This is a genomic window from Aminobacter sp. Y103A (assembly GCF_030294925.1).
GTDB lineage: Bacteria > Pseudomonadota > Alphaproteobacteria > Rhizobiales > Rhizobiaceae > Aminobacter > Aminobacter ciceronei.
Genome location: NZ_AP017986.1, coordinates 2,728,528 through 2,748,407, shown reverse-complemented (window position 1 = coordinate 2,748,407; position 19,880 = coordinate 2,728,528). Strand labels below are relative to the sequence as shown.

The following is a 19,880-nucleotide window of genomic DNA, read 5'->3' as shown; positions in this document are numbered from 1 at the left end:
CCTTCACGAAATATCAACAGTTGCGGAACACAACTGGAACAGATAGTGTTTGTTCTGGGTTTGTTTTTCTTCTGATTCCTCGGGGGTGGCGATGCTGACGCGTAAACAACACGAGCTTTTGCTATTCATCCACGAGCGGCTGAAGGAAGCGGGTATTCCGCCGTCCTTCGACGAGATGAAGGAAGCACTCGACCTCGCCTCCAAGTCCGGCATCCATCGCCTGATCACGGCGCTCGAAGAACGCGGCTTCATCAGGCGTCTGCCCAACCGGGCGCGCGCGCTTGAAGTGCTGCGCCTGCCCGATTCGATCGCGCCTGGCCTCAACGCGGCGAAGAAGTTCTCGCCCAGCGTCATCGAGGGTAGCCTCGGCCGCAAACCCGAGCCGTCACGCAGCATGTCGGCCGGCAATGACGACGATGTTGCTTCGGCGGTTGCCATTCCCGTCATGGGACGCATCGCTGCCGGTGTGCCGATCGACGCCATCCAGCACAAGACGCATTCGATTTCGGTGCCGCCAGACATGATCATGGGCGGCGAGCATTACGCGCTCGAGGTCAAGGGCGACTCGATGATCGAGGCCGGCATCTTCGACGGCGACACTGTGGTCATCCGCAGCTCGACCACGGCCAATCCCGGTGAGATCATCGTCGCCCTCGTCGACGACGAAGAAGCGACGCTCAAGCGTTTCCGCCGCAAGGGTGCCTCGATCGCTCTTGAGGCCGCCAATCCTGCCTATGAAACCCGCATCTTCGGACCGGACAGGGTCAAGGTGCAGGGCAAGCTTGTCGGCCTGATCCGCCGCTATTGATTGCCGGGGCTGCGTTTCCGCCACCTCGGCCTGTCCATCCTGCTGCAATCTGTAAGCCGGACTGATCTGCCCTGTTGCTATCGTGCCGTATCTGACGGCTCTGCGACGGCGGGTACAGATTTCGGACTCACCGTGTGGTCGCAGTCGGCGCTTTCGGGTGCGCCGTGGTTGCCCCGGCAGGTGTCTTCGGGGGCATCTCCGCTCGCTTGTAGGGTGGAAGGCCCCTCGCCTCGCGCGAAAATTGGCGCTGCGCATGCCACGGGCGGTACGGTTCCGCCACGGCGTGGCGTATCTCGACCGCCCGATCTACGCCAGCCGCCGCGGCTGTGATGAATATCGACGCACTGCCAAGGCGCGCCAGCTCGCGCTTGGTGAGCACGGCCACGCCGGGGCAGACGTCGCTTGCCGTGGCATCGTCGACGACGATGAGATCCGCGTTGTCGCAGGCTCGTGCAGCGGCGCTCGCATTCGCCGCATGGACGATCCGTGCCCCCTCCGGTTGTTGAACCGTGCACAGCCCGCTGTCACAGACGAAGGCGTCCGCGCCGACGGCGTTTAGCTCTCCAGATACTGGTTTGCCGGGTATCGTACCGGCGACATCTGCCTCGGCTGTTGGCTGTGAGCCGGTCTCGCTGGGCAAACGGACAGTCCCGTTCGTTGCATTCGCGGCCGAACGGGCCGGGGTGACGAGAGTTTCCGACGCCAGCGCGCGCAGCCAGTTGTCGACGGTGAACTGGTTCGGCCGGACGCGATTGACGGCCAGCTTGCCATCGTCGACCGGGACGCCGACGAGGCGGCCATCTTCCGAAACGAGAACGTTGGGCGTTTCCGTTTCCACGACCGTCAGCAGCCCAAGGGCCGCGAATGGCAGTGCGGCGGCGCGCAGCCAGGTCGTTGCCGTCGACGCGATGACGAGTGCTGCAGTGAGCAACAATACCGCATGTGACGAGACAAGGCCGACCGCATCGACCGGCGAGCGCTCGGAGAACCAGGTGGCGATGCCAATCATTGCCTTCAGGCCGAAGCCCATCGTGTCGAGGAAAGGGCCGTCGAGTCCAAGCGGCATGAAGATGCCAGCCATGACGGCAAAGGGCATGACCAGGACAGACACAAACGGGCTGACTGCCAGATTGGCGAACAGGCTGAGGGGCGAGACACGTTGGAAATGCCATGCGCCAAAAGCGCTGGTCGCGAGCCCGGCAATCACCGACGTCGCGGCGAGACCTATCGCAACTGTCGCAAGCCAGCGCAAGATTTTGGACGGCAGCGATCTCTGACCGACCGGCAGCGCCTGCTCCTCCCGCCGGTCCGACCACCAGGCATATGCGCCAACGAGGGCTGCCGTTGCGGCGAACGACATCTGGAAGCTCGGCCCGACGACTTCGTGGGGCGAGATCATGATCACGACGACGGCCGAGATCGCCAGGTTGCGCATGGTGAGTGCTGCGCGGTCGAGCAGCACGGCCGTCAGCATCACCGCCAGCATGATGAAGCTGCGTTGCGCCGCGACCTCGGCGCCTGAAATGAACAGATAGCCACCGGTGGCGAGCAGTGCCGCGCCTGCCGCGTACTTCTTGACCGGCCGGTGCGAGGTGAAGCCGGGAAAGGCGGCGAAGCCTAGCCGCATCAAAAGCATGACCGTGCCTGCGACCATCGCCATGTGCAGACCCGAGATCGAGATGATGTGGTAGAGCCCGGTACGCCGCAGCGCCTCATTGACATCCTCGGGAATGCCGCCGCTCACGCCGACGACCAGGGCAGCCGCGATTTCGCCCTCCGGACCGCCAATGCGGTCGCGAATACGCTGGGCAATCTTCTGGCGCACATTCTCGATCGACGCGAATGCACGATCACTGGCCGACAGCGGCTGGGTGGTTGCAGCAAACTCCGGGCCTTTCATGAAAAAGCCGCTGGCGCCGATGCCGTCGAAATAGCTTTCGAAGGAAAAATCATAGCTGCCCGGCCGCACAGGCCCGGACGGCGGCATCAGCCTGACATAACCCGTCACCTCGGACCCCGCCATGACGCCCTCAGGAAGCTTGCGGGCAACGAGCCGCACCCGATCGGGCGTATAACGCAAGACCGGGCGCGCGGTCGCCAGAACGTCGAGCGTCAGCCGCACCCTGCCCTTGTCCAGATTGTCGATTTCGACGACGCGCCCGGTGATGGCAGTCGAGATCTCGGCGCCCAGCATCTTCGTTGCCATGCGTTCCGTCTCGAACTTTGCACCCGCCATGCCGAGCATTGAGGCGGCGAGTGCGGCCAGCGCGTAGTGAACAGGCCGCCGTCCGCGCGTTAGGAAGGCGAGGACGGCCGGTGTCGCTGACACAATGACGAGCGGCGCGAGATCCGGCTCATTCGGAAGCGCGAAATACACCAGGGCACCGGCGGCCAGAAAAACCGGAAGAATCAGGAACGCCGCACCGCGGTCGAGTTCCGTTTCGATCGCGGCCAGGGTGGATCGTGCGGTGATCCGGTGACCGACCAGCAATTGCGATCCTTGCCGTAGCCAGGACTTGTGTCCTCGCTGAAACGGCGATGCATCGGCGTCAGGAGCAGCATCTCTCTCGGGCAGAGCTGGTGGTGTCCACGCAACGGCAGGCACGGCTGGAGAGGTCAGCAAGTCGCGCTCGCTGGCTTCGACCACCGGATTGTTACCGGCCTGCCCCTCCCGCATGCGGTCGCCCATCGGGCCTGCCTCTTGCGCCCCAGACCTTCTATGCTACATCAACCGCACACAAACGCCATGCGCCGCCGGTTTTTCGGCCAAGCGCACTGCTTCCCTTGGAAATCGCCATGCCTGTCGTCACCCGCTTCGCCCCCTCGCCCACCGGCTATCTGCACATTGGTGGCGCGCGTACCGCTCTCTTCAACTGGCTTTATTCCCGCCACACCGGCGGCACCATGCTGCTGCGTATCGAGGACACCGACCGCGAGCGCTCGACCGACGCCGCAACTGCAGCGATCCTCGAGGGCCTGACCTGGCTCGGCCTGACCTGGGAGGGTGAGCCGATTTCGCAGTTCGAGCGTGCGCCGCGCCATCGCGAGGTGGCCGAAGAACTCGTGCGCATGGGCAAAGCCTATTATTGCTACGCCTCGCAGGAAGAGCTGACCGAGATGCGCGAGAAGGCGCGCGCCGAGGGCAAGCCGCCACGCTATGACGGCCGCTGGCGCGACCGCGACCCGTCCGAGGCGCCGGCTGGCGTCAAGCCGGTCATTCGCATCAAGGCGCCGCAGGACGGCGAGACGCTGGTGCTCGACCGCGTGCAGGGTGATGTGCGCTTTCCCAACAAGGATCTCGACGATTTCATCATCCTGCGTTCGGACGGCGTACCGACCTACATGCATGCTGTCGTCGTCGACGATCACGACATGGGCGTCACCCACATCATCCGTGGCGACGACCACCTGACCAACGCCGCGCGCCAGACCGTCATCTACAACGCCATGGGCTGGGACGTGCCGGTGATGGCGCATATCCCGCTGATCCATGGTGCGGACGGCGCAAAACTGTCCAAGCGCCATGGCGCGCTCGGCGTCGATGCTTATCGCGCCATGGGCTATTTGCCTGAGGCCCTGCTCAACTACCTCGCCCGCCTCGGCTGGAGCCATGGCGACGACGAGGTGATGAGCATGGAGAACATGATCAGCTGGTTCGAGATCGAGGACGTCAACAAGGGCGCGGCACGCTTCGACTTTGCCAAGCTCGAGGCGCTGAACGGCGTTCATATGCGCCAGATGGACGACAAGAAGCTGTTCGACATCTTCGTTGCCACCTTGCCCTATCTGCCCGGCGGCGATGCCATCCTCGGCGGGCTCGACGACACGCGCAAGGCACAGCTGCTTGCCGCCATGCCAGGCCTCAAGGAGCGTGCCAAGACGCTGATCGAACTGGCTGACGGCGCAGGCTTCCTGTTTGCCCAGCGTCCGCTGCCGCTCGATGAGAAGGCCGCCGGCCTGCTCGCCGGCCCAGCCAAGGATATCCTCAAGGGCGCGCATGCGGCGCTCGCGACGGTCGCTGCCGCCGACTGGACGGCGGCCAATGCAGAGGCCGCGATCCGCGAGTTTGCCGGCCGCGAAAATCTTAAATTGGGCGGCGTGGCGCAGCCTTTGCGGGCCGCCCTGACGGGCAAGAGCACTTCCCCCGGAGTGTTCGATGTGCTCGCCGTTCTAGGGCGCGACGAAAGTCTAGCCCGCATTCTTGATCAAATCGATTAGGTCAGCAGTGCTTTCCTAGTTTTGCATTGAAATGAGGCTGTTGCGGTGCAACATTGCGGCAACAGGTCAATTTGAAAGCAGCGGGAAAGCTGGGAAGCGAGTTCAAGCGTTCCGGGCCTAATGGGTTGCCTTGTTATGACGATTGCGCCGCGCAAGGCGGCAACTCAGCACTAAGGAGTATGCGATGACTGATTCGACCGCCAAACTGGAGTTCCGCGGCCAGACCCACGAGTTCAAGGTCCGCGGCGGAACGGTCGGACCAGATGTGATCGACATTGCATCGCTCTACGCAACGACCGGCGCATTCACCTACGACCCGGGCTTCACCTCCACCGCAAGTTGCGAATCGGAAATCACCTTCATCGACGGCGACGCCGGTGTCCTGCTGCACCGCGGCTATCCGATCGACCAGCTCGCCGAGCACGGCGACTTTCTCGAAGTTTGCTACCTCCTGCTCTACGGCGAACTGCCGACCAAGGCGCAGAAGGACGACTTCGACTACCGCGTCACGCGCCACACCATGGTGCACGAGCAGATGTCGCGCTTCTTCACCGGCTTCCGCCGCGACGCACACCCGATGGCGGTGATGTGCGGCGTGGTCGGCGCGCTGTCGGCCTTCTATCACGACTCGACCGACATCTCCGATCCGCACCAGCGCATGGTCGCCTCGATCCGCCTGATCGCAAAGATGCCGACGATCGCCGCGATGGCCTACAAGTACCACATCGGCCAGCCGTTCATTTACCCCAAGAACGAGCTGAACTTTGCCGCCAACTTCCTGCACATGTGCTTTGCCGTGCCGTGCGAGGAGTACAAGGTCAACCCGGTGCTGGCCCGCGCCATGGAGCGCATCTTCATCCTGCACGCCGACCACGAACAGAACGCCTCGACCTCGACCGTGCGCCTCGCCGGCTCGTCGGGTGCCAATCCGTTCGCCTGCATCGCCGCCGGCATCGCCTGCCTGTGGGGCCCCGCACATGGCGGCGCCAATGAAGCAGCGCTCAACATGCTCAGCGAGATCGGCCACGTCGACCGAATTCCCGAGTTCGTCGCCCGCGCCAAGGACAAGAACGATCCGTTCCGCCTGATGGGTTTCGGCCACCGCGTCTACAAAAACTACGATCCGCGCGCCAAGATCATGCAGAAGACCACGCATGAAGTGCTGGGCGAGCTCGGCATCAAGGACGATCCGATGCTCGACGTGGCAATGGAACTCGAGCGCATCGCGCTGACCGACGAGTATTTCATCGAGAAGAAGCTGTATCCGAACATCGACTTCTATTCAGGCATCACGCTGAAGGCGCTGGGCTTCCCCACCACCATGTTCACCGTGCTGTTCGCGCTTGCCCGCACCGTTGGCTGGATCGCGCAGTGGAAGGAAATGATCGAGGATCCGCGCCAGAAGATCGGCCGTCCGCGCCAGCTCTACACCGGCGCCACCGAACGCGACTACGTGCCGATCGCCAAGCGCTGAGCCTTTCAGCGCCGCGTTCGTTCAGGCGCGCGGCGCCGTCGCAGCTCGAAGCTGCGAACGACTTGAAAAACACCCGCCAGGCCATTGCCTCGGCGGGTGTTTTTCATTTCGTGATGTGTTTGAGAACCGTTTCGGCAGCGATCTCGCCCGACGGCCGTTCGGTCGCCATGCGCCTGGCAATTTCGGCAAAACCGTCTTTCTGCCAGCGTCGAAGGGCGCCATCCTCGAACAGGCCTTCGACATAGCGCGCCATCCATTGCGGACGCACATATTCGTTGTAGTTTTCCTGCACGACCGGCCTGTCGGCAATCAAGTTGGGCAGTGCAGCACTCCACACCGTGACCATGCTCTGGATCATCCGCGCCAGCGTGTCGAGTTTGTAGGACGACAACATCGGCACACCCGCAAGCGCGAGTTCCAGCGACACCGTGCCCGATGCGATCAGGGCTGCGTCGGCTTCGCCAAAGGCCTGCCACTTGTGCTGCGGATCGAGGATAATCTCCGGCTTTTGCTGCCAGGTGGAGACAGCCTCTTCGACGAGGCCGGTGACATGCGGCACCGTCGGCAAGAGCAGCCGCATACGATGGCCGCGTGCGCGCAGGATCGAAACGGTCTCACCAAATGGACCGATCAGGCTGCGCACTTCGCTGCGGCGCGATCCCGGCAAAAGTAGAAGCGTCTTCTCGCGGTCAGGCGCCGGATTGGCCTTTCCCTCCTGCATCGCCGCGGCAATGGCGATGCCCGGATCGGTCGCCAGGCGATGGCCGACAAATGTACCATGTGGGCCGCCCAGGCGCTCCAGTTCGGCCGGCTCGAACGGCAGGATGCACAGCACCTCGTCGACATGCGGCTTCATCGCCTTGGCCCGCCCCGGTCGCCAGGCCCAGACGCTCGGGCAGATGTAATGGATGATAGGAATGGTGGGATCGAGCGCCCGCACCTTCCTGGCAACGCGCAGCGAAAAATCCGGGCTGTCGATGGTTACAAGGCAATCCGGCTTTTCGGCCGCGACGAAACGGGCGGTCTGGCCAATCCGCCTGATCAGGCGCGGCAGGTCGCGAATGACCGCCGTCAGTCCCATCAATGCGATCTCGCTGGCATTGAACAGCGGCGAAAGGCCAAGCTCCTGCAGATGCCGGCCGCCAGTGCCGACAAGCCTGACCTCGCGCCCGCTCAAGCGCTGCAGCGCCTGCACCAGATCGGTGCCGAGCAGGTCGCCCGACTCCTCGCCCGCGACGATGGCAATCTTGAGCGGTGGCTGGGTCATCGCTCATTTCCCTCGCCGGACAGGCCGATGACGAACAAGCCGAGCCTGTCGGCGCGTTCGACCACCTCGCCATAGTCGAGCACCAGTGAGCGTCCGGCCTCAATGCCGATCCCGGCAAGCCCCGCTGCATGCGCAGCATCGACCGTTGCTGGGCCGATTGTCGGCAAGTCCGCACGCAGTTCCTGGTTCGGCTTGGCGCATTTCACCAGAACGCCGCGCTTTCGCCCGGCAATGCGGCCATTGTCGCGTAGCTCGCGCACGCGTTCGAGCAACAGGTCTGTGCCCTCGATGCCTTCGAGTGCGATGGCGCGCCCGCCGATGGCAACCGCCGCCTGGCCGATATCAAGCGCACCGATCGTGCGTGCGGCCTCCTGGCCTGCTCGAAGGTCGGCCCAGTCACTCTGCTGGGGCGCCAGCGCCCCCATGCTGCCGGCCACGGCCAGCAGCTCCGGAACGACCTGATGTGCGCCGACGACCTTGATACCGTTGTCTTCGATCGTCGTGACCAGGATGCGCAGCAGGCCGTCGTCGCCGCGGGCAAGCGCTGCAAGCGCGCGCGGCAGGACACGCAGCAGGGCGATGCTGGGGCGAATGGCCCGCCACACCGGGCGACGACTGATGCCACCGGCAAGCACGCAATGGGTGATGTCGTGGCGCTTGAGCAAAGGCACCAGCGAGGCGAACTGCTCGATGGCAAGCCGCTCGCCGGCATAGCTCCAGAGGCTGGTGCCGGGATCGGTCTCACCGTCAATCAGAACGATGAAAGGCTTGTGCCCGGCCTCGGCGAGACTGTCGGCGACATTGACCGGGAGCCGACCGCTGCCGGCAACGACAGCAATCCGGTCGGTCGCGGAAAGGTTGATCCTCTTTCCGCCCTCAGCCTTCGTCATCGGCGGCGTCTTCGGCGACGGCGTTTCTGAGCGGCGGCACGGTGAAGTGGCGCTTGCCGCGCGCCTGGATGAAATCCAGGACGTCACGCACGATGGGCGAGCCGGCGAATTCGCGTTCGACTAGCGGGATGCTCTCGGCCACCGAACGGGTTGGGTCGAAGATCATCTTGTAGGCCTTGCGCAAGGCGAAGATCTCGGCGCGCGGCAGGCCGGAGCGGCGCATGCCGATGACGTTGAGCCCACGCAGGCGGGCGCGATTGCCCATCACCATGCCATAGGGGATGATGTCGCCATCAATGATCGCGCCACCGCCGGCAAAGGCATGGTGACCGATACGCGTCATCTGATGGACGGCACACAGGCCACCAAGCGTGACGTTGTTGCCGACTTCGACGTGCCCGCCGAGGGTCGCGACATTGGCCATGGTGACGTTGTCGCCGACGATGCAGTCATGCGCAATATGCGCATAGGCGAGGAACAGCCCGTTGTCGCCGACGGTCGTGGCACCTCGACTGGTGTCGGTGCCGACATGCATGGTCACGCCTTCACGCATCGTGCAATTCTTGCCGACAGTGAGCGTCGTCCGGCCACCCTTGTGCTTGTTGTTCTGCGGAGCAGCGCCAAGCGTTGCCTGCGGAAACACCTTGCAGCCTTCGCCAAGCGTCGTTGCACCCAGGATCGCGACATGGCTCATCAGTTCGACGCGGTCACCGATGACGGCATCAGCGCTGACATGGCAGAAAGGACCAATGCGGACGCCTGCACCCAGTTGTGCACCGGCTTCGACGACAGCGGCAGGATGGATAAAGGTTTCAGTCATGGAGTTGTTGCTTATTCCTTGGGCACCATCATCGCGGCCACCTCTGCTTCGGCTACCGTCGCACCATTGACCTGCGCGTCGCAGGCAAACTTCAGGATGTTGCCGCGCTTCTTGATCTTCTTGACGTGAATGCGGAGCTGGTCTCCCGGCACGACCGGCTTGCGGAACTTGGCGCCGTCGACCGTCATCAGGTACACAAGCGACGGCGTTTCGTCGACGACCAGCCGCAGGCAGATGGCGCCCGCCGTCTGTGCCATGGCCTCGATGATCAGCACGCCGGGCATGACCGGATGGCCCGGGAAATGCCCTTGGAAGTGCGGTTCGTTGAAGGTGACGTTCTTGATGCCGACAGCGGAATCGTCGCCGTCGATGTCGACGATGCGATCGATCAGAAGGAACGGGTAACGATGCGGCAGCAGCTTGTGCAGGCCGAGGATATCGACGGCTTCGAGTGTCCTGGTCGCCTGGTCAGTCACTGCTCCCACCCCCTTTGGTTTTCCCATGGCCATTTTTCTGATCAACGCGAACTCGCGCATTGCCAATTTCATCGGTTTTGCAGGAAATCCTGCCCAGACTTCGCCTGCCGGCACGTCGTGCATCAGGCCGCTGCGCGCTGCCAGCTGCGCCCCCGATCCGATGGTCAGGTGATCGGCCAGGCCGACGCCGCCGCCCATCATCACGTTGTCGCCGACGACGACCGAGCCCGAAATACCCGTCAGCCCCGCAATAACGCAATTGCGGCCAATGCGCACGTTGTGGGCGATCTGGACGAGATTGTCGATCTTGGTGTTTTCGCCGATGACGGTGTCCGACATCGCGCCACGATCGACCGTCGCATTGGCGCCGATCTCGACATTGTCCTGGATGATGACGCGGCCGATCTGCGGGATGCGTTCAGGACCCCGCGCACCGCCGGCGAAACCAAAGCCATCCTGGCCGATGCGGGCGCCGGCGTAGATGATCACGCCATTGCCGATCAACGCATATTGGATCGAACTGTGCGGACCGACATAACAATCGCGGCCGATCTGGGTCGAACGACCGATGACCGCATGAGCGGATACCACAGTCCCGCTGCCGACTGCCGCGTTCGGGCCGATCACCACACCAGCCTCAATGACGGCGCCTGGCTCGACATGAGCGGTCGGATCAATGTGGGCGAATGGCGAAATGCCTGCTTCACCGCTCACACCTACCGGGCGCTCGGCATCCGGATAAATTAGCCTGCCGATGCGGGCAAAGGCCTGCTGCGGACGCGGCGAAACGAGAATGGCAATGCCATCAGGGACAAGGTCGGCGACATCGGCCGTACACAGGACAGCGGCCGCATGCAGCGACTTGAGCGGTGCTGCGTTGCGCTTGCCGTCGACAAACACCAAAGCGCCATCGCCACCACTGCTTGCCGCTGCGATGGTCGAGATGGCGATTTCGGAATGTTTGGGGTCGACGAGCGTCGCGCCGGTAAGGCCGGCCACCTCGCCCACCGTGTAGCGGCGTGACGGCACAAAAAATACCGGTTCCGTCATGAAATGCTGTTCCAGCCAAGCCGGGCAAAGAGTTTCCGGGCCGTGACGGCCCGGAAACGTTGTACCACGCAATCAGAAGCGGGTCGAAATGCCGAAGTTGAATTCCTGCGTATTGTCGGTGTCCAGCTTCTTGACCGGTACCGCATAGTCGATGCGCAGCGGACCGAAGGGCGAAGCCCAGAGCAGGCCGACACCGACCGAGGCACGCAATTCCATGTCTGTCGACACGATATTGGTGCCCGCGACATTAACCTTGCTGCCATAGAGCGTCGCTGCATCCGCAAAGACGGCGCCACGCAGGCCGAAGCTCTCCGGCACGACCGGGATCGGGAACTGTGCTTCGGCAGAGGCATTGAAGTAGGTGGTACCGCCGAGATGGTCACCGCCGGTCTGATCGTACGGTCCGATGCCATTGTATTCGAAGCCGCGGATCATCCGATCATTGTTCTTGAAGTGATCGAAGACGCGCAGGCCGTCATCGCCGAAGCCCTGGATGTGACCGGCGCCAGCCGATACGAGGCCAACGATATCAAGCTCTTCCGACAGCGTCTGATAGTAGCTCGCACGACCGGTGAACTTGACGAACTTCGCGTCGCCGCCAAGGCCAGCCACTTCGGTCGTGAAGTTCGCATAGATGCCGTTATGCGGGTTCTTCATGTCGTCGATGGTGTTGTAGACCAGCGTACCGCTGACCGACGACTTGATCCAAGGGCTGTTCTCAATGCCATCGATGATAGCTGGCGAAATCGAGCAGCCAACATCTGGATCGCCGTCACCGTTGGTATCGCATTTTTCGTTAAGCTCATACTTCTCTTGCGAGAGGTTGTATGCAAGCTGAGTCGAGATGTTGTTGGTGATCGGCAAGCCGAAGCGAATAGTACCGCCAGTGATGTCGCTGTCGTACTTGTCGTCGTACTTGCGGGTCTGGCGATAGACGTCGAAACCAGCAGCAATACGACGACCGAGGAAATACGGCTCGGTGAACGAGAAGCTGTAGTCACGCGAGTTCTTGCCGCCACCGGCCGAGAACTTGATGAACTGGCCGCGACCGAGGAAGTTGCGCTCGGTAATCGAGCCTTCCACCGACGGACCGGCATTGTCGCCGCCGGTCGAATAGCCGGCGCCAATCGAGAACTCGCCGGTCGACTTCTCGACCAGATCGACAACCAGCACAACCTGGTCAGGCTGCGATCCGGGAGCGGTCGAGACTTCGACGCGTTCGAAGAAGTTCAGAGCTTCGAGGCGCTTCTTGGCGCGCTGGATCAGCACCTGGTTGAAGGCATCGCCTTCGGAGACGTCGAATTCGCGACGGATCACGAAGTCGCGGGTGCGTTCGTTGCCGCGGATTTCGATGCGCTCGACATAGGCCTTGGCGCCCTGATCTACGGTGTAGACAACCGAGATCGTGCGGCTTTCGAAGTTGCGGTCACCGCGCGGCGTTACCTTGGCGAAGGCATAGCCAGCGCCGGCAACGTTCTCGGTGATCGCGATGATCGAATCTTCGACGTCCTTGGCGTTGTAAACATCGCCCTTGCGCGTCTCGACGAGACGCTGCAGGCTCGCGCCGTCGACCTCGGGGATGCTGCTTTCGACCGACACATCGCCGAACGTGTAGCGCTGGCCTTCGTCAACGGTGATCGTGATGGTGTACTGGTTGGTCGCCTCGTCGAGTTCGCCGAAGGCGGAGACAACCTGGAAGTCGGCGTAGCCGTGATTGAAATAGAAGCGACGCAGCGCTTCCTCGTCGGCGCGCAGGCGGTCTTCGTCATAGATGTCGTCACGCAACATGAACGACAGGAACGACGAGCGCTTGGTCGAGATGACATCTGCGAGGCGGCGATCGCCATAGGCGTCGTTACCGACGAAATTGATCGCGGCGATCTTCGTGCGGCCGCCTTCATTGATCTCGAACACCACGTTCACGCGGTTTTCGCCGAGATCCATGATCTGGGTGCCGACGGTGACGTCGTCACGGCCGACGCGCTTGTAGGCTTCCTTGATCGACTGCGCGTCAGCCTCGAGAGCGGCCTGCGAGAACGCGCCGCGGGGCTTGAGCTGGATGGCGCCACCGAGTGCCGCGTCCTTGAGCTTCTTGTTGCCCTGGAACAGCACGTTGTTGACGACCTGATATTCGGAAACCTGAACGACGAGCGTCGAGCCGACCTGATTGATGCGGACGTCGGAGAACAGGCCGCTGCCGAACAGCGCCTTCACCGCGTCGTCGATATCGGTGTTCGTGAACGACTTGCCGGGCTTGATGGAGATGTAGTTGCGGACGGTATCCGCATCGACGCGCTGATTGCCGCGCACTTCGACCCGGTTGACCACCGCCGCTTGCGCGGCTGACACGGCAACAAACTGGACCGCCACGGCGCCTGGAATGGCCAGAGCGGCGGAAAGAGCAACCGCGGACGCGGCGCTCGCAAACTTAGATGCTGCCTTCATAATCGGCCTTTACAACCTTTTCTCGAAGTCCCCACGGCGAGAAAACCGGACGTCGCGGTAATTTCCCGTACCGTAATAACTGGATTTTCCCTACACGCAAGGCTTCTGGTTAATTTGCGCTTACTTCCTCAGCGAGCGTGACTTTCGCGTCACGCATACCGCCCCGGATGGTAAACGCCCTCTCAACGGACCCCTTGCCGGCCCCAAATTTCTTCATGATTTCAGCAGCCAAACAGGTCGTTCCAGAAAACGAAGCCCATAAACGCCAGCACGAGAATCATCCCCACTCGATATACAGCCTCCATCGCCCGCTCGGAAACAGGGCGCCTGATGACAGCTTCAACTGCATAGAACGCCAAGTGGCCGCCGTCGAGTGGAGGAATCGGCAGAAGGTTCAGAAAACCGATGCCGACCGACAAAAGAGCCACCAATTGCACCAACCAGACGAAGCCCAGCTGGGCCGCCTTGCCGGCCATGTCGGCGATCTTGACCGGTCCACCGAGCTGACACTTGTCCTCCCGGCCAACGACGAATCGCTTCAGGAACTGACCGGTACGCTCGATGATGTGCCCGGTTTCGGAAACCGCCTGCACAAATGCGCCGCCTGGGCTGTAGCTGATCAGCCTGGGCTGCCCCAGCTCCTCATTGTTGACGACGCCAATGACCGCAACCTTGACCGAATTGCCGAGCGCGTCCTTCTGCTCCATCATTTCGGGCGTCGCCGTAACAGAGACTTCCTTGCCGTCGCGCATCATCACGAAGGTAAGCGGATCGCCACCGCGTCCCGAGACGATGCGCTGGACGTCGGAGAAGGTTTCCACCGGCTGGCCGTCGACACTGACGAATCGGTCGCCCGGCTGGATACCGGCATTCGCCGCCGGGCTGGCGGCGCGCACCTCGGCAACCGTCGGCTCCATGACATAGCGGCCATAAGCCGAAAACAGCACAGTGAAGACGGCAATCGTCAGCAGGAAATTGAACAGCGGTCCGGCGAACACGGTCGCCGCGCGCTTCCACACTGGTTGCGTATGGAACGCGATCTTACGTTCGGCGGCACTGAGATTGTCGTCCCCGCCGCCCTCCGGCTTGCTGGTGACGCTCATGTCGCCGACGAACTTGACGTAGCCGCCCAAGGGAATGGCGCAAAGCTTCCAACGCGTACCGCGACGATCGTTGAAGCCGAGCAGTTCGGGGCCGAAGCCGATCGAAAAGGCCTTTACACCGATACCGCACCAGCGGCCGACCAGATAATGGCCCATCTCGTGCACGAACACGACGATGGTGAGCACGAACAGGAACGGCACGATGGTGCCGATCAGGAGACCATCCGTAGTCAGGAACGCGGGAAGATACTCGCTCAATTCAAGCCCTCAACCAGATACCTTGGCGCTTCAAGTGCAGCACCGCGCCTTGCCCGAGGCTTGCGCCCCTGAACTTGGTCGCTCAGGCCGGAAACAATCCCTGAGCCGGATGGTCGGCGGAACCGGACATCCAGCCGATGACGTATAGGGCAAATGCAGCCGCGACAAGCCCATCGACGCGGTCCATCACGCCGCCATGGCCGGGAATCAGCGACCCCGAATCCTTGTAGCCATGCCGACGCTTGACCCATGATTCGAACAGATCGCCGGCCTGCGAGATCACCGAAAGCAGCAGGCCTATCACGGCCAGGAGGAACAAATTGCCCGTACCGGCAAAGTTGGCGAGCAACAGTCCGGCAACCACACCACCGACAGCGCCGCCAACAGCGCCGCTGCGCGTCTTGCCGGGCGAAATGGCCGGTGCCAGCTTGGGCCCGCCGACCTTGCGGCCGACAAAATAGGCAAAAATGTCCGTCGCCCAGACAACCGCGAACAGAAACAGGATGGCGACGAGGCCCGACGCGTCGTCGCCGCGCAACAGGGCAAGGGACAGGCCGGAGAGCGCAGAATAGCCAAAGCCGGCAGCTTCCCACGCCCCTGCCCTGCGCAGCTTGCCCAGCCCCCACAGGATGAACGTGAAGACAGCGGCCAGGATGATCAGCGCAAGTGCCGGAATGCCCGCGACCAGGGCGCCGGCGAACATCAGGATGAACACTTCCGGCAGCATGTTGAGGTTGCCGCCAGCCCATCCTGTCTCGCTGTTCGGCCGCGACATGCGCGACCATTCGTAGAAGATGGCAAGCGCTATCGCCGCGGTCAGCATCCTGAACGGCAGCCCGCCCAGCCATGTCAGCAACAGCACAGCAGCTGCCAGCACGATCGCTGAAATTGTCCGGAGCTGGAGATTGCTCATGGCAAGGTCACGAAGCGACGTCGCGCGCTGCAAGCCCGCCAAAACGGCGTTCGCGGCCAGTATATTCGCGCAAGGCCTCCGACAGATGCTCGCGGGTGAAATCCGGCCAGTAGCAAGGCTGGAAGATCAGCTCGCTGTAGGCCGACTGCCAGGGCAGGAAATTGGAGAGCCGGATTTCGCCGCTGGTGCGAATGACCAGATCGGGATCAGGAATGCCCGATGTGTCGAGTTCCTCGGCAAACAGCTCCGGCGTGATCTGCTCGCTTGAAATGTCGCCACGCTTGACCGCTTCCGCCAGCCGGCGCGCGGCGCGCGCGATCTCGTCGCGCCCCCCATAGTTGAACGCGATGACCAGTGTCAGCGCATCATTGCCCGATGTCAGCGTTTCGGCTTCCTCGAGCAGGCTGCGGATATCGGGCTGCAGTGTGGCCCTGTCGCCGATGATCTGTACGCGCACACCGCTGTTGTGGAGTTCGGCAAGATCGCGCCGAATGAAGATCTTGAGCAACCCCATGAGGTCGGTGACTTCGGACTTGGGCCGCGACCAGTTCTCCGAGGAGAAGGCGTAGACGGTCAGCCAGGAAATACCGAGGTCTGCGGCGGCACGAACGGTGCGGCGCAACGCCTCGACTCCGGCCCGGTGGCCCGCAACGCGCGGCAGGCCGCGGGCTTTTGCCCAGCGACCGTTGCCGTCCATGATAATTGCGACATGCGCGGGCGTAGTCATCCGTTCGCTTTCGGGCCGGCCGTATGCCTGCCTCAGACTTGCATGATCTCGGCTTCTTTGCCTGCGAGCAGGCTGTCGATCTGGCTGATCGTATCGTCGGTCAGCTTCTGGACCTTGTCGGACTGGACGCGCTGGTCGTCCTGGCTGATGTCGCCATCCTTCTCGGCCTTCTTGAGTGCGTCCATGCCGTCGCGGCGCACATGGCGGGTGGCGACCTTGGCGTTCTCGGCGTAGGTGTGGGCGATCTTGACCAGTTCCTTGCGGCGCTGCTCGTTGAGCTCCGGCAGCGGAATGCGCAGGTTGGTGCCGTCGACGATCGGGTTGAAGCCAAGGTTGGATTCGCGGATGGCGCGATCGACAGCACCGACCATAGACTTGTCCCAGACCGAGACCGAGATCATGCGCGGCTCAGGCACGGACACTGTGGCTACCTGGTTGAGCGGCATCGACGAGCCATAGGCCTGGACGTGGATCGGATCGAGCAGGTTGCTCGAGGCACGGCCCGTGCGCAGCGAGGCGAGGTCGTGCTTGAAGGCGTTGATGGCGCCTTCCATGCGGCGCTGAAGATCGCTGTAATCCGTGCTCATTGCAGTCTCCTTGGTCCCGATTTCGGGGCCATCGTTCCAATCGTCAGGCGTCCGCAACAATCGTGCAGCGGCCGCCACCTTTCAATATTTCGCCGAACCCGCCTTTTTCATGGATCGAATAGACGATTATCGGGATGTTGTTTTCGCGCGCAAGAGCAATCGCGGCCGTATCCATGATGGACAGGCCTTTTGTGATGACTTCGGCGTGCGTGATGCGTTCGAAGCGCGTCGCAGCTGGGTCCTTCTTGGGATCGGCCGAATAGACACCATCGACCTGGGTGCCCTTGAACAGCGCGTCAGCGCCAATCTCGGCGGCACGCAGGGCCGCTGCCGAATCGGTGGTGAAGAATGGGTTGCCCGTGCCACCGGCAAAAATCACGACCTTGCCGGCATCCATGTAAGCGGTTGCCTGGCGCTGCGAGAAGCTCTCGCACAGTTCGGGCATGGCGATCGCCGAAAGCACCACGGCTTCGACGCCAAGCTTGTGCAGCGAGGTGCGCAGAGCCAGCGAATTGATGATGGTGGCAAGCATGCCCATGTGGTCGCCCGTGACGCGATCGCCACCCTTGGATGCCACTGCCACGCCGCGGAAGATGTTGCCGCCGCCAATGACTACGCCGACCTCGACGCCGAGCGCCCTCGCCTCGGCGATGTCGCTGGCAATACGGTCGACAACGGAAACGTCGATGCCGAAATGCTGCTCGCCCATCAGGGCTTCACCCGACGCCTTAAGCAGTACGCGCCGGTAGAGCGGCTTGTCGGTCATGGGTTCCTCGCGGCTGTTGAATTTGGGTTCCGATACACGAAGGGCGCCGCGATGTCACGCGGCGCCCTTCGGCTATCCTCAGGAAGCGCTTGATGCAGCGCTGCTTTTTAGCCCTTGACGGCCGCGGCGACCTCAGCGGCGAAGTCGCTCTCTTCCTTCTCGATGCCTTCACCGAGCGCGAAGCGAACGTAGCCGGTGATCTTTGCCGGCGCGCCGATCTGCTTTTCAGCGTCCTTCAGTGCCGCCTCGACCGTCAGGTCGGGGTTGAGCACGAAAGCCTGCTTCAACAGCACGACTTCCTCGTAGAACTTGCGCATGCGGCCTTCGACCATCTTCTCGATGATGTTCTCCGGCTTGCCCGACTGGCGGGCCTGATCGGCGAAGATCGACTTTTCGCGCTCGACGGCAGAAGCGTCGACTTCGTCGGGCGTCAGGGCCAGCGGGTTGGTCGCAGCAACGTGCATGGCGACCTGACGCGCGAAGGCGCGGGCCGCGTCATGATTGCCGGCGGTCTCGATAGCGACCAGCACGCCGAGCTTGCCGAGGTTGTCGGCAACCGCGTTGTGGACATAGGTCGCAACGACGCCTTCAGAAACCGACAGCTTGACCGAACGGCGGAAGCTCATGTTCTCGCCAATGGTGCCGACAGCGTCCTTGATAGTGTCGGCAACGGACTTGTCCGAACCCGGATATTTCGCAGCGGCAACAGCGTCGGTGTCGCCATAAGCGAGAGCGACCTTCGACACGTTGGCGACGATTTCCTGGAAGGCGGCGTTGCGGGCAACGAAGTCGGTCTCCGAGTTGACTTCGACGACGACGGCTTCGCGCACGCCGGCATCGACGCCGACCAGGCCCTCGGCCGCGGTACGGCTGGCCTTCTTGTCGGCCTTGGAGATACCCTTCTTGCGCAGCCAGTCGACCGCGGCTTCCATGTCGCCGCCGGTCTCGGTGAGAGCCGCCTTGCAATCCATCATACCCGCGCCCGAGAGTTCGCGGAGTTCTTTAACCTGTGCTGCCGAAATGCTCATTGTGGCCTCTTTGCTTCAAAATGCGCGAGCGCACCACCGAGGGTTCGATGATGCGCCGAACGCCGGCGCTGGTTGCGCCCAATCCTGAAAAGGAAGGCCGGTCTCCCGGCCTTCGTGATTACGCCTGGGGCGCTTCAGTCGACGGAGTCTCGTCGAGCGCAGGCTCAACCGGGGCTTCGGCCGATGCGCCGATGTCGACACCGAGCGCGCCCTGCTGGCGAGCGATACCGTCGATCGCAGCCTTGGCAACCAGATCGCAGTAGAGCTGGATGGCGCGGGCAGCGTCGTCGTTGCCGGGGATCGGGAAATCGATCTTATCCGGATCGCAGTTCGAATCGATGATCGCGACAACCGGAATGCCGAGACGCTTGGCTTCCTGGATGGCGATGGCTTCCTTGTTGGTGTCGATCACGAACATCAGGTCCGGCGTCGAGCCCATGTCCTTGATGCCGCCGAGGGCCTTGTCCAGCTTTTCGCGCTCGCGCTCAAGGTTCAGGCGCTCCTTCTTGGTGAAGCCGTGGGCTTCGCCAGCGAGCAGCTCGTCGAGCTTGCGCAGGCGCTGGATGGAGTTCGAGATCGTCTTCCAGTTGGTCAGCATGCCGCCGAGCCAACGCGAGTTGACATAGTACTGGGCCGAACGCTGAGCAGCGTCAGCAACGATGTCCGAAGCCTGACGCTTGGTGCCGACGAACAGCACGCGGCCGCCGCGCGAAACGACGTCCGAAACCTGCTTGAGAGCCTGGTGCAGAAGCGGAACAGTCTGCGACAGGTCGATGATGTGGATGTTGTTGCGGGCGCCATAGATGTAGGGCGCCATCTTCGGGTTCCAGCGGTGGGTCTGGTGGCCAAAGTGAGAACCAGCTTCAAGAAGCTGGCGCATGCTGAAATCAGGCAGTGCCATCGTTATTTCCTTATCCGGTTGGCCTCCACGGACAATGACGCTTTTCGCTGGATGCTCGAAACGCCACCGGGGGGTCTCAGCCGGATTTCTCCCGGACAGAAACCGAAGTCCGTGTGTGGAATGCGGCGGCATATAGACGTATTGGCTGG

The 19,880-nt window shown here is 62.6% G+C and carries 16 protein-coding genes and 1 pseudogene; 3 read left to right on the top strand and 14 right to left on the bottom strand.

All coding sequences use genetic code 11. The features are described 5' to 3' along the window. The first annotated feature begins 91 nt into the window (after window positions 1-91). Window positions 92-808, top strand: a complete 717-nt coding sequence (gene lexA, locus Amn_RS13440) for a transcriptional repressor LexA (protein WP_067962367.1) — start codon at window positions 92-94, stop codon at window positions 806-808. A gap of 127 nt (window positions 809-935) precedes the next feature. Here lexA and Amn_RS13435 read toward each other — a convergent pair whose 3' ends face one another. Continuing rightward, window positions 936-3,497 carry a ComEC/Rec2 family competence protein gene (locus Amn_RS13435; protein WP_286297714.1) on the bottom strand — a complete coding sequence of 854 codons (2,562 nt, stop codon included), beginning with the start codon at window positions 3,495-3,497 and terminating at the stop codon, window positions 936-938. A 101-nt stretch (window positions 3,498-3,598) separates the two neighbouring features. On the opposite strand from Amn_RS13435, the gene gltX reads away from it, so the two are divergent. Together gltX and gltA are read left to right on the top strand one after the other, a co-directional pair. Further along, window positions 3,599-5,026 carry a glutamate--tRNA ligase gene (gene gltX, locus Amn_RS13430; protein ID WP_286298042.1) on the top strand — a complete coding sequence of 476 codons (1,428 nt, stop codon included), beginning with the start codon at window positions 3,599-3,601 and terminating at the stop codon, window positions 5,024-5,026. Window positions 5,027-5,210: 184 nt separating this feature from the next. Then, entirely contained in the window at window positions 5,211-6,500 is a 1,290-nt protein-coding gene (gene gltA, locus Amn_RS13425) for a citrate synthase (RefSeq protein ID WP_067962369.1), read from the top strand. A gap of 103 nt (window positions 6,501-6,603) precedes the next feature. On the opposite strand, the gene lpxB is transcribed toward gltA, so the two are convergent. The 13 genes and pseudogenes from lpxB to rpsB form a co-directional block, all read right to left on the bottom strand. Beyond that, the gene (gene lpxB / locus Amn_RS13420) at window positions 6,604-7,767 is read right to left on the bottom strand and encodes a lipid-A-disaccharide synthase (RefSeq protein WP_192316738.1); all 1,164 of its coding nucleotides are present in this window, start codon (window positions 7,765-7,767) and stop codon (window positions 6,604-6,606) included. Beyond that, window positions 7,764-8,657 (bottom strand): LpxI family protein, encoded by an 894-nt coding sequence (locus tag Amn_RS13415; protein WP_286297710.1) that lies wholly within the window; start codon window positions 8,655-8,657, stop codon window positions 7,764-7,766. Before Amn_RS13415 ends, lpxB begins: the two co-directional genes overlap by 4 nt. Further along, a complete protein-coding gene (gene lpxA / locus Amn_RS13410) occupies window positions 8,644-9,477 on the bottom strand; it encodes an acyl-ACP--UDP-N-acetylglucosamine O-acyltransferase (protein WP_192316742.1) in 834 nt (277 codons plus the stop codon). Before lpxA ends, Amn_RS13415 begins: the two co-directional genes overlap by 14 nt. Window positions 9,478-9,488: 11 nt before the next feature. After that, on the bottom strand, window positions 9,489-9,980 hold the full coding sequence (gene fabZ, locus Amn_RS13405; RefSeq protein ID WP_286298040.1) for a 3-hydroxyacyl-ACP dehydratase FabZ: 492 nt from the start codon (window positions 9,978-9,980) through the stop codon (window positions 9,489-9,491). Beyond that, window positions 9,963-11,003, bottom strand: a pseudogene (gene lpxD, locus Amn_RS13400) (UDP-3-O-(3-hydroxymyristoyl)glucosamine N-acyltransferase); the annotation flags it as partial. The gene fabZ and the pseudogene lpxD, both read right to left, overlap by 18 nt. Before the next feature lie 72 nt (window positions 11,004-11,075). Next, window positions 11,076-13,448, bottom strand: coding sequence for an outer membrane protein assembly factor BamA (bamA, locus tag Amn_RS13395; protein ID WP_286297706.1), 2,373 nt, complete (start codon window positions 13,446-13,448; stop codon window positions 11,076-11,078). Window positions 13,449-13,669: 221 nt separating this feature from the next. Further along, window positions 13,670-14,809: an RIP metalloprotease RseP gene (gene rseP / locus Amn_RS13390; protein ID WP_154386038.1), complete on the bottom strand. Its 1,140-nt coding sequence runs from the start codon at window positions 14,807-14,809 to the stop codon at window positions 13,670-13,672. 82 nt (window positions 14,810-14,891) lie between these two features. After that, a complete protein-coding gene (locus tag Amn_RS13385) occupies window positions 14,892-15,722 on the bottom strand; it encodes a phosphatidate cytidylyltransferase (RefSeq protein WP_067966611.1) in 831 nt (276 codons plus the stop codon). Window positions 15,723-15,729: 7 nt separating this feature from the next. Next, window positions 15,730-16,449 (bottom strand): isoprenyl transferase, encoded by a 720-nt coding sequence (locus Amn_RS13380; protein WP_083948597.1) that lies wholly within the window; start codon window positions 16,447-16,449, stop codon window positions 15,730-15,732. 32 nt (window positions 16,450-16,481) lie between these two features. Further along, window positions 16,482-17,036 carry a ribosome recycling factor gene (gene frr, locus Amn_RS13375; protein WP_067962393.1) on the bottom strand — a complete coding sequence of 185 codons (555 nt, stop codon included), beginning with the start codon at window positions 17,034-17,036 and terminating at the stop codon, window positions 16,482-16,484. A 43-nt stretch (window positions 17,037-17,079) separates the two neighbouring features. Continuing rightward, entirely contained in the window at window positions 17,080-17,802 is a 723-nt protein-coding gene (gene pyrH, locus Amn_RS13370) for a UMP kinase (RefSeq protein WP_286297699.1), read from the bottom strand. Window positions 17,803-17,909: 107 nt separating this feature from the next. Beyond that, window positions 17,910-18,830, bottom strand: a complete 921-nt coding sequence (gene tsf / locus Amn_RS13365) for a translation elongation factor Ts (protein ID WP_067962397.1) — start codon at window positions 18,828-18,830, stop codon at window positions 17,910-17,912. 118 nt (window positions 18,831-18,948) lie between these two features. Next, window positions 18,949-19,731 (bottom strand): 30S ribosomal protein S2, encoded by a 783-nt coding sequence (rpsB, locus tag Amn_RS13360; protein ID WP_067962398.1) that lies wholly within the window; start codon window positions 19,729-19,731, stop codon window positions 18,949-18,951. Window positions 19,732-19,880: the final 149 nt, after the last annotated feature.